General features: G+C 31.9%; 8 protein-coding genes. 7 read left to right on the top strand and 1 reads right to left on the bottom strand.

The genetic code is table 11. The annotated features are described in order from the left end of the window. Positions 1-197: 197 nt before the first annotated feature. The 5 genes from bsdtw1_RS14980 to bsdtw1_RS14960 all read left to right on the top strand — a co-directional run bounded on the left by bsdtw1_RS14980 (position 198) and on the right by bsdtw1_RS14960 (position 7,442). Positions 198-641 (top strand): MarR family winged helix-turn-helix transcriptional regulator, encoded by a 444-nt coding sequence (locus bsdtw1_RS14980; RefSeq protein WP_183278360.1) that lies wholly within the window; start codon positions 198-200, stop codon positions 639-641. 4 nt (positions 642-645) lie between these two features. Continuing rightward, positions 646-2,373, top strand: coding sequence for an ABC transporter ATP-binding protein (locus tag bsdtw1_RS14975; protein WP_183278359.1), 1,728 nt, complete (start codon positions 646-648; stop codon positions 2,371-2,373). Between the two features lie 1,478 nt (positions 2,374-3,851). Continuing rightward, complete coding sequence (locus bsdtw1_RS14970) at positions 3,852-5,714, top strand: ABC transporter ATP-binding protein (protein ID WP_371874757.1); 1,863 nt, start codon at positions 3,852-3,854, stop codon at positions 5,712-5,714. A gap of 318 nt (positions 5,715-6,032) precedes the next feature. After that, on the top strand, positions 6,033-6,533 hold the full coding sequence (locus bsdtw1_RS14965; protein ID WP_183278358.1) for a flavodoxin: 501 nt from the start codon (positions 6,033-6,035) through the stop codon (positions 6,531-6,533). A 567-nt stretch (positions 6,534-7,100) separates the two neighbouring features. After that, entirely contained in the window at positions 7,101-7,442 is a 342-nt protein-coding gene (locus bsdtw1_RS14960) for a zinc ribbon domain-containing protein YjdM (RefSeq protein ID WP_183279823.1), read from the top strand. A gap of 92 nt (positions 7,443-7,534) precedes the next feature. On the opposite strand, the gene bsdtw1_RS14955 is transcribed toward bsdtw1_RS14960, so the two are convergent. Further along, positions 7,535-8,800, bottom strand: coding sequence for a DUF2334 domain-containing protein (locus bsdtw1_RS14955; protein WP_183278357.1), 1,266 nt, complete (start codon positions 8,798-8,800; stop codon positions 7,535-7,537). Between the two features lie 240 nt (positions 8,801-9,040). Between bsdtw1_RS14955 and bsdtw1_RS14950 the strand changes: the two genes are divergently transcribed. Beyond that, complete coding sequence (locus bsdtw1_RS14950; protein ID WP_183278356.1) at positions 9,041-9,829, top strand: gluconate 5-dehydrogenase; 789 nt, start codon at positions 9,041-9,043, stop codon at positions 9,827-9,829. 285 nt (positions 9,830-10,114) lie between these two features. Beyond that, positions 10,115-11,521 (top strand): ethanolamine ammonia-lyase reactivating factor EutA, encoded by a 1,407-nt coding sequence (locus bsdtw1_RS14945; RefSeq protein WP_244638174.1) that lies wholly within the window; start codon positions 10,115-10,117, stop codon positions 11,519-11,521. The last annotated feature ends 56 nt before the right edge of the window (positions 11,522-11,577 follow it).

Raw genomic sequence — 11,577 nt, 5'->3', positions numbered from 1 at the left:
ACTTAGCTAGATAATCTAGCTAAGTTTTTTTACTGTAAGTGGAAGTAAAAAAATAAATATTTATTGTAATCGTATTCCTTCCATAAATCTGTCTTGACTACAATGTACATGGTGATATAATTGTTTCGTGTACGAATTAATCGGTTCCGAATAATTATCATGCGAATTAATTCGTCTTAGAAATTGGGGGGAGGATAATGTCTTTAAGCGATATAAACAGAGATATAACAAGGCTTTTCTTTGAGGTTAGTAAAACTATTCAACAAACCATGCGTAAAAACTTTGAAAAAGGCGAAGTAACTATGCCTCAGGGAATGGTTTTACATATGCTATATGAGCATGGGGAGATGAAGATTAGTGATTTAAGCGATAAAGTTCATTTATCGAAGAGTACTGTTTCTGGTATAGTTGATAGATTAGAAAATCACGGACTAGTTGAAAGAACAAGAAACTTAGAAGATAGAAGAACTGTTTTTGTAAAAGTGACTAAGAAGTTTGAAGAGCGACATAAGGGAATTCATAAAAAAGCAGAAGAAAGCTTTGAAGACCTACTTAGTTCTGCAACTCCTGAAGATAAGGAGAAAATAATTGATGGACTCAATACTCTGAAGAGAGTATTAATGGATAGAAAGGAGAGGTAGCTTTATGTTAAGACTTTATAAATTTTTAAAACCATTTACTGCTATGGTAATAGGGGTAGTGATTTTTGTAGCTTGCCAAGCTATCGGAGATCTTTATCTTCCTACTTTAATGTCAGATATAATAAATGATGGCGTTATGCAGGGAGATACAAGTAAGATATTTCACATTGGAGGAGTAATGCTTCTAGTTGCTTTAGGAGGTGTTATTTGTTCAGTTTTAGCAAGTTTATTATCATCTAAATCTGCAGCAGGTCTTGGAGAAATAATAAGAAGTAAGGTATTCAGAAAAGTTGAGAGCTTTTCACTTCATGAATTTGACAAACTAGGTACAGCTACACTTATTACTAGAACAACAAATGATATTACTCAAATTCAAACTGTTACAGTTATGATAATGCGTATGATGATTAATGCACCGATTATGTGTGTTGGTGGTATCATAATGGCATATAGAAAAGATGGTTCACTTACATGGGTATTAGGAGTTTCTATACCAACACTTATAATTGTTATAGCGATACTAGCCACTAGAATGATGCCGCTTTTCAAACTAGTACAAGTTAAGATTGATAAGATTAATCTTGTATTACGTGAAAAACTTACAGGAATAAGAGTTATCCGTGCCTTTAACACTGTAGCTAAAGAAACAAAGCGTTTTAAGGAAGCAAATACTGACCTAACAGAAAACTACATTAAGGTTAATAGAATTATGGCCTTTATGATGCCTTCTATTATGCTTATAATGAACTTTACTTCTTTAGCAATACTTTGGTTTGGTGGATTACGTATCAGTGAAGGAAGTATGGATTTAGGAGCACTTTCTGCTTTTACCCAATACGCTATGCAAATCATGTTCTCTATGATTATGCTTGCAATGATGTTTATTATGGTTCCACGTGCTCAAGCAGCTGCAGTTAGAATTAACGAAGTGCTTGATACTGTACCAGAAATAACTGATGCAGAAAAGGTAAGAGAAGATTTTGAAGGTAAAGGATATGTTGAATTTAAGGATGTATGCTTTAGTTATCATGGAGCTGAAGAACTAGCACTTAGAAATATTTCCTTTGCAGCAAAACCAGGTGAAATTACAGCTATAATAGGAAGTACAGGATCTGGTAAGTCCACATTAATAAACTTAATCACAAGATTCTATGATGTGCAGAGCGGAAACGTACTAGTTGATGGTGTAGATGTTAGGGAAATTTCACAAGAAGCTCTTAGAAGTAAGATAGGTTTTGTTCCACAAAAGGCAGTATTATTCTCAGGAACAATAGCTGAAAATATTAAGTTTGGAAACGATGATGCAACTGATGAAGAGATTAGACATGCTGCTGAAGTTGCACAGGCGGCTGACTTTATAGCTACTATGGATGGAGGCTATGATCACGAAATTGCTCAAGGTGGTACAAACGTATCTGGTGGTCAAAAGCAAAGACTTTCTATAGCAAGAGCTTTAGTAAGAAGACCTGAGATATATATATTTGATGACAGTTTCTCAGCACTTGACTTTAAGACAGATGCAAAACTTAGAGCTGCTCTTAAGAAAGAAACACAGGAATCAACCGTAATATTAGTTGCACAAAGAGTTGGTACAGTTATGGATGCAGATAGAATAATAGTTCTAGATGAAGGTTCTGTTGTAGGAATGGGAACTCATAAAGAATTATTACAAACATGTAATGTTTATCGTGAAATTGTATCCTCACAACTTTCAGAGGAGGAGATAGCATGAGTGAAAACAGAAGAAATACACCTGCTGGAGGCAGAAGAGGCGGCCCAATGGGCGGCATGGGAAGACCAGTAGAAAAAGCAAAAGACTTTAAAGGCTCATTGAAGAGACTTTTAAAATATCTAAAACCACATAGAATAAATTTAATAGTTGTCCTTATGTTTGCTATTTTAAGTACAACCTTTACAATAGCAGCACCAAAAATAACAAGTAAAGCAATGAATAAATTGCAAAATGCATATATGGCTCGTAAGATGCTTTCTGAGATGTCAAAGGGTCAAAACGAAGCTATGGATCAAATGAACAGCAAAATGGGAGATGTCCAAACAGAGGTTTCAGGTAAAATTATTGACAAAATGGCTGATGGACAAAAAACTGCTGTAGATAAGATAACTACAAGCATGGGTGACGCTCAAGCTAAGGCTGTTGACGAAATCTATAAGAATGTAGCAATACAAATGTATCAAGGTATAGCTACAGGACAAAAGACTGCAGTTGATAAAATTACTGCTCAAATGGCTACAGCTCAAAAGACAATGGTAGCTCAAGTTCAACAACAAATGCTGCAAATGCAAAAGATGCAACAACAAGCAGCTCAAGGTGGAACAACTACTCAAAGCACAACTCAAGCTACACAAAGTGCAGCTCAGCCGGATGCTCAAACTTTAGCAGCAATTCAAAGTTTAATGAAGCTTCCAATGATTGATGCAACTTCAGATAGAACAACAAGAGTTAAAACTACTCTTGATTTTATCAATATACTTAAGGCTATGCCAGCTAATGGACAAATAGATAAGAATTCCTTAGCTACGTTAGAAGAATTATTAAATATTCCAATGCTTGATAAAGCTAAGGTTGGAAATGATAAAGTTACTGTAATGAAGAAGTTCATGAGTGTTGCTAAGAAACTGCCTGGAGGCAGTTCATCATCAAGTTCAATGAGTCTTGATACAGCACAAATGGATGAAGTATATAACAGAATAGCTAAAATGACAGATTTTACTGCAAAAGCTTCAAGTTCAACTACAAAGATGGATCAAAAAGCTACAGATGCAGTTCAAAAGCTGCTGAAGCTTCCACTAATAAATGATATTAAGGATGCTACAGAAAAGAAGAATACTTTAACTCAGCTTATTGATATATTTAAAGACATGCCAGATATGTCAAGTGACAGTAGCTCAACTTCTGGAACTCAAATAAATAAATCAGACTTAGATACGATTAAAGAGTTATTAGCTGCAGCTGATATAAGCACTATTAAAGATTCAAAAGAAAAGGCAGCTGCTGCAATAAAGCTAGTTGATATATTCAGTAAGATGCCAAAAACTGATAGTACTACAACTACAGATACAATGAATCCAGATCAACTTAATAGTGTAAAGCAGTTATTAGCTTTGCCAATGTTGAACTCAATAACTGATACTAACGAAAGAACTAAAGTTATAAGTCAGATGTTAGATATATTCAATAGTATGCCTGACATGGGAACAACAACTAATACGGATTCAAAAAATAAGATAGATACTAAGAGTATAAAATCAATTCAGAAGTTTATAGCACTTCCTAAATTAGATACACTAACAGATGCAAATCAAAGGGCAGAAGTATCTAGACAAATTATAGATTTAGGTAGTGAGTTATCTAAAACAATGGACAATGCTCCTACAAGTCCTAAAGATAATGTGAAGTTTACTGATGACCAAATTAATTCAGTAATTACTGCAATAAAGGAAACAAATGGAGAGTATGACTTCAAGTACATCGGAAACATAGCTCTAGTTCTTATTGGAATGTATATAATCAGTGCAATTTTTAGTTTAATAATGGGTCTTGTAATGTCAGGAGTTGCTCAGAAGACAGTTAGAGACCTAAGAATGGAAGTTGATGAGAAGCTTTCGAAATTGCCTCTTAAATACTTTGATATGCATGCTCATGGAGATATACTAAGCCGTGTTACCAATGACGTTGATACAATCGCAACTACTTTACAGCAAAGTTTAACTCAGATAATTACATCTGTTATTACTATAGTTGGATATATCATAATGATGCTTACAATCAGTCCTGTTTTAACACTTATTGTAATAGCAACATTACCGTTATATGTTATAGCAACTGCAACAATTGCAAAGAAATCACAAAAATTCTTTGCAGCACAACAAAAAGAGATTGGTTTATTAAGTGGACATGTTGAAGAAATGTACACTGGACATAAGATAGTTAAAGCCTTTGGACATGAAAAAGATTCTATAGAAGAATTTGAAGCTATAAATGGAAGACTTAAAAATGCTGGATGGAAGGCTCAATTTGTTTCCGGTATAATGTTCCCACTTATGAACTTTATAAGTAACTTAGGTTATGTTGGAATCAGTATGGTTGGTGGTATTTGGATCACAAAGAGTTTATTAGGACTAGGTGATATACTTGCCTTCATTCAATACTCAAGATCATTTACTATGCCAATAGTTCAAACTGCAAATATAGCTAATGTTATTCAGTCAACTATAGCTTGTGCTGAACGTGTATTCCAAGTACTTGATGAGGAAGAAGAAATTCCAGATAGTGCTGATGCAATAGTATTAGAAAATGCTAAGGGAGAAGTTACTTTCGAGCATGTTGATTTTAGATATGTAGAAGATGTACCTCTAATAGAAGATATGAACCTTGATGTTAAGCAAGGACATACAGTTGCTATTGTTGGGCCTACTGGTGCTGGTAAGACAACACTTGTTAATCTTTTAATGCGTTTCTATGAGATAAATGCAGGTAAGATAAAAATTGACGGTGTCGATATAAATGATATCAAACGTAGTGAATTACGTAAGATGTTTGGTATGGTTCTTCAAGATACATGGCTATATAACGGATCTATAAAGGATAATATAGCATATGGAAAAGAAGACGCTACAATGGAAGAGATTGTTCGTGCAGCAAAAGCAGCTCATGCTGACCACTTCATAAGAACACTGCCAGAAGGTTATGATACAATTCTTAATGAAGAAGGAACAAATATTTCACAAGGTCAAAAGCAACTTCTTACTATTGCCCGTGCAATACTTGCTGATCCTGCAATCTTGATTCTTGATGAAGCAACAAGTAGTGTTGATACTAGAACAGAAGTATTAATACAAAAAGCTATGAACAATTTAATGAATGGAAGAACAAGCTTCGTAATTGCTCATAGACTTTCTACTATTCGTGATGCTGAGTTAATCTTAGTTATGAATAAAGGAACAATCATAGAAATGGGTAATCACAAGCAATTATTAGAAAAGAACGGCTTCTATGCTGATCTTTACAACAGTCAATTCTCAGGTGCAGACTTAGAAGTAGAGACTGTATAGTATAATAGTAACTTGATAAAAATTAAGGTGGCTTTTCTGTGGGTAAAAATGTTTACTCACATAAGGCCACTTTTTTTTTACATTATAGGAAATATAAAATTTAAAAGTTAGATAAATCTAAATATTTCAATGGCATTAGAAGTTTTTCACTGCCTGTAATTTTTTTATCTAAGAACATTATTAAACATTAATGGCATATGAGTGTACATATACTGTAGTAAAGGAAACAAATTAAAGCTCATAATAACGAAGCAATATTATTTATTGATTTAATAATATTAAAAAATATCAAGAGTAAAAATAGAAGGGGTGAAACCTATGTCAAAAACAGGAAATATACTTATAGCTTACTTCTCATATTCAGGAAATAGTAAGAAGGTTGCTGAATTAATCCAAGAAAAGACGGGGGGAGATATTTTTAGGATTGAAACTATAAATCCGTACCCAACTGATTATAATGCAGTTGTTGATCAGGCTAAAAGGGAGCAGGAATATAACTATAGACCTAAACTTGCAGCACAGGTTGATGACATGGGCGCATACGATGTAGTTTTTGTTGGTTATCCTAACTGGTGGATAACAATGCCTATGGCTGTGTTTACCTTTTTGGAGGAATATGATCTTTCTGGAAAGATGGTAATACCTTTTTGTACGCATAGGGGGACTGGATTAGGTGGAAGTGTAGACGATATAGCGGAGCTTTGCCCAAATTCAACAATTATAGAGGGACTGGAAATTATAGATGATGAAGAAATTGGTCAACAAATTGATATTTGGCTAGATAGGATATCTATTTCAAATAGATTAAGTTATAAATAATTCAAATTAATTTTAGCTAAAATATGATTATAGGGTACATTAATTAGGATATATAATTATTAGCAATAGCGATTAATAACGGTATAGCTAAAATATAGATAAACCATAAAAAGATAGCAAAAGTGGAAATGATATTTGAAATTTTAGTACTAACTTATGTAAACGATTGAAGACTGTAATGCGTTATGCTTTTAACACTATTCTATCCGATTCACCGCTTGTAAGTTTAATACTTCCAGTAACTGATGAAGAATATAGTTGGTTAAAATTAAAGTTTGATTTACTTTTGATAATTAATTAGGTTCTCTAACTGTTTGTTAATTGAAAAAGAATATGGTATTATGTAAGTTCGTAAAGTACTTATTATGTATCCTAGATTTATAATTACTATTTTTATGGATTTATAAAAATCAAAAATAATTCATTGATAAGATGAATAACTTTAAATTTAAAGCTTTTTTTAAAACTCTGACTATATTATAGGTAGTGACTTTATCAAAATAAATTCTATTCTAAAGGAATTCATCTATGTAAGAATTATTAATAACAAACGGAGGAAATGAATTGATGAATAATTTGCCGAATTGTCCAAAATGTAATTCAGAATATACTTATGAAGATGGAGAGGTTCTAATTTGTCCAGAATGTGCTCATGAATGGTCTATAGGTTCAAAGAATGAAGAAAATGAAGATATCAAAGTTGTTAAAGACTCTAATGGGAATATTTTAAGTGATGGTGATTCTGTAACAATAATTAAAGATCTTAAAGTGAAAGGGGCCACTTCAGCTTTAAAGAAGGGGACAAAAGTAAAAAATATACGTTTAGTTGATGGTGATCACAACATTGATTGCAAAATTGATGGATTTGGAGCTATGAGTTTAAAATCTGAATTCGTTAAAAAGATATAAATATAGACCACTTCAATTTGGAAATATAAATTCTAAAATGAAGTGGTTCATCTTTGTATATTGAATATAAGTACAGCTCTAATTCATTAAAACTATTTTATGCTTTTAATTTTGAATTTGAGAAAACTATATAATTTAGAAAGATTGAAGAAAGACTTAATAGGTGGATTTTTCTCGTTATTTATACTTAAGCTTGTGATTTTTGAAAAGCTATACTTTTTATCGAATAAGGCTTTTACAATTTGGTGAAGCGGAGAACTCTCTGAATACTCGCTCAATGGGTATCCGTTAGTACTATTTTTAAGAGTTATGTATTCAAAATCCTTATATGGGTGATAAAATAAACTAGCCAATGTTTCTTCATCTAAATTATTTATTCTATCAAGCATTTTCTCCGTACCATCTTTTCCTTCTACATAGCTTAAAGGTGTAGGGATATATAAGGTTCTGTGATTTCTGGGACTTTTAACAATTTTATCGCCCCAAATGCCTACACAGTCTTCATAAATTATGCCAAAGTATTGCTCAAAAATACTTTGCTGAAATTCAGTGGCTGCATAATGAGGACTCTCAAAAAACTTAAATGGGAGTTCTAATTTTTTTGCGGTATTAATAGCGGCTTCAACTCTTTTTCTTATACATTTCTCATCATTATTACGTTCTTCATTAAATTCAGTACCTTCTGCACTTACTTCATAGCCATACTGATGAGTATAGCCGTGTAGGCCAATTTGGCCACCTCTATTTAGTAAATACTCAATTGTGAAAAGAAAGTTGGCGTTTGTCAGGCTATAATGCTTGGATATATCATTGTCAATGCTATTTGGAGGATCAACAAATCTCGGTATCCATGCTATATGAAAGGGCACCCCTGCTGAAAACATAAAATCTGCAATTACTCTGAATTTCTCCAAATTGTCAGAACTTAAATACTCATCACCTGCAGTTACATCTTCAAATCTTATTAAAGCAACTTTTCCAGAAGGTATTGTATATATCTCACTTTTATCTTTATTCCAATAAAGTGAAATAGATTCGCTATTATAATCCCAACTAGATTTAGCATTCAATATTGTGCATATATCAAAAAGCGATAAATACAATATATAATTAATTACAGTAAATTTATAATTATCAGTCTTATAATTTATGTATATTGGAGATTTGTGTTTAAATCGTATATTTATTTTATCTCTGGTGATATTAAACTTGCCTTTTATCTGTTTAATAAACTCCAAAAAGGGGAGAAAATAACGATTTATATCTCGATATATAGGATCTATAAACTTTAATGATTTTCCTTCAAAATTTATTTTTAAATTGGCTTCTATTAAAGATAATTGTTTTTCGTAAACCATTTTTTACCTTCATCTCACTTAATATCACTCTATAGCACTAAAGTATGTTTGGTAATATACAATTGTTACCATATACAGATATACTACTTTAACGCCTGGACTCAAAAGATAGTATAAGTTATAATTTGTAGTTCAAAATTTGCAATATTTTTAGAAGAATATAACAAGAAATAGTTAAAACTTAAATGTATAATTATTATATCAAAAGAAAAGAAAATTAAATTTAGGAGGAATTGAGTAATGAGTATATTAAAAAGCTTTTCGCTAGAAGGTAAAATTGCATTTGTTACAGGTGCATCATATGGCATAGGTTTGGGTATTGCAAAGGCTTATGCAGAAGCTGGGGCAACCATAGTATTTAACGATATTAATCAAGAATTAGTGGATAAAGGAATAAAAGCTTATGAAGCAGAAGGTATAAAAGCTTTTGGATATGTATGTGATGTTACAGATGAACAAATAGTAAATGAGACTGTAGCGAAGATAGAAAAAGAAGTGGGAGTAGTTGATATCCTTGTAAATAATGCTGGAATAATAAAGAGAATTCCGATGATTGAAATGAAAGCTGAAGATTTCAGAAAGGTTATTGATGTTGACTTAAATGCACCTTTTATAGTATCAAAGGCTGTAATACCAGGAATGATTAAAAAAGGACATGGAAAGATAATAAACATATGTTCAATGATGAGTGAGTTAGGAAGAGAAACAGTTTCAGCTTATGCAGCTGCAAAAGGTGGACTTAAGATGTTAACAAAGAATATTGCTTCTGAATACGGCGAATATAATATTCAATGTAATGGACTTGGACCTGGATATATAGCAACACCTCAAACTGAACCGCTTAGAACAGAAGGACATCCGTTCAATAGCTTTATTATAGCTAAAACTCCTGCTGCACGTTGGGGAACACCAGAAGATTTAACTGGACCAGCTATATTTTTAGCATCCGATGCTTCGGATTTTGTAAATGGTCATGTTTTATATGTAGACGGAGGAATCTTAGCTTATATCGGAAAACAACCAGAATAAAAGAAAAACATATAAAAAATAAAGGGTTGACAAAGAATTAATTAAGGAATATAATTCCATTATCGTAATACAAATGTAAATAACGAGATTAATATATATATACTATTATTATATTTTTTCTAAACAAATTGTAGTATTTATATATGAGTAAATAAGTTTTTAAGTAAATAGAGATATTAAAGGACAATGATGTCAAATATTAATTTGACTCGTTGTCCTTTTTTTATTTAATAAAACTATGATGAAATAATATTTATATGTTTAAGAAATGAGGTGAGGAATGCTTTGGAGAATCAAATATATAGTATAGGTGTTGATATTGGAACATCTACAACTGAAGTTATATTAAGTAAATTAAAGATTAAGAATGTTTTAGGAACTTCATTGATTAGAGAAACCGTGATTGAAGATAAGAAAATTATATATAAAAGTCCCATTGTATTCACTCCTCTTTTAGATGAAGTAACTATAGATTTTGATAAGGTAAGAGATATTGTTTCGGAAGCATTAAAACAAAGTGAAGTGGATAAAAGTAGTATTTCTACAGGAGCGGTAATTATAACAGGAGAAACTGCAAGAAAAGAAAATGCTAGTGAGGTATCTAAAAAACTTTCTGAGTATCTAGGAAGTTTTGTTGTAGCAACAGCAGGACCAAAGCTTGAGGCGCTTCTTGCAGGTTATGGATCAGGAGCTTCAGATTTGTCGAAGAAACTTAACAGAATAGTGATAAATCTTGATATTGGAGGTGGAACAACAAATATAGCCATTTTCAACTGTGGTCAGTGTGAGCAGACTTTTGCTTTAGATATTGGAGGCAGACTTATTAGATTTGATGAACAGGGAAGGGTTGTTTATATTTCAAAAAGAATCGAATTTCTTTTAAAGGATATGTATATTGACATAAAGCTTGGGAAAATCACTGAGCTTATAGAACTGAAAATCTTGTGCAAAAAGCTAGCTAAGTGTTTATTAGAGGTTTGTTGCCTTAATGAATTAAGTGAGGATACAAAAAAGCTATTTATAAGTGAAGAATTTGAGCCGTTTAAGGTTGATCATATAAGTTTTTCAGGAGGAGTTGGAGAGTATATAAGTCAAACTGAGGAGTATATTCAGCTTGAAGATGCATTATGTCACAATGATATAGGCCCTATTTTAGGTGCAAGTATAAGCAAAGAATTTGAAAATTATAAAAAAATGTTGATAGCACCAAAAGAAAAAATAAGAGCTACTGTAATTGGAGCAGCAAATCACTCGCTAACAATAAGTGGGAGCACAATTACTTTTGATAAAGATATATTACCTCTTAAAAATATACCTATACTTAAACTATTTAATGAGAATGAGGATATAAGAAAGATATATGTACAAGGAAAGAAAAAACTTAGTATATATGAAAATACTGAAGTAGCGGTTTCGCTTAAAGGACCTAAGAGTCCAAGTTATGAAGAACTAAAAATTATTTCAAATGAAATGATAAAGTTGTTTGAAAATATTAGCGGACCAATAATTATATTGTTAGAAAATGATTTCGCAAAAGCATTGGGGCAAGTAATTTCTTTAAATCTAAGAAATAAAAGAGAAGTTATATGTTTAGATAAAATATCTACAAATAACGGAGATTACATTGATATAGGTTTACCTATAGGAAATGCGATACCGGTGGTTATAAAGACTTTAATATATAACTCATAGTGATGGTCGCTGGATTAAATAAGAAATTATAAAGGTAAATCTATTAAAAATAATAA

This window comes from Clostridium fungisolvens, assembly GCF_014193895.1.
In the GTDB taxonomy this organism is placed as follows: domain Bacteria; phylum Bacillota; class Clostridia; order Clostridiales; family Clostridiaceae; genus Clostridium_AR; species Clostridium_AR fungisolvens.
The sequence above is the reverse complement of the archived record's forward strand: the minus strand, read 5'-3'. Positions and strand labels throughout refer to the sequence as shown.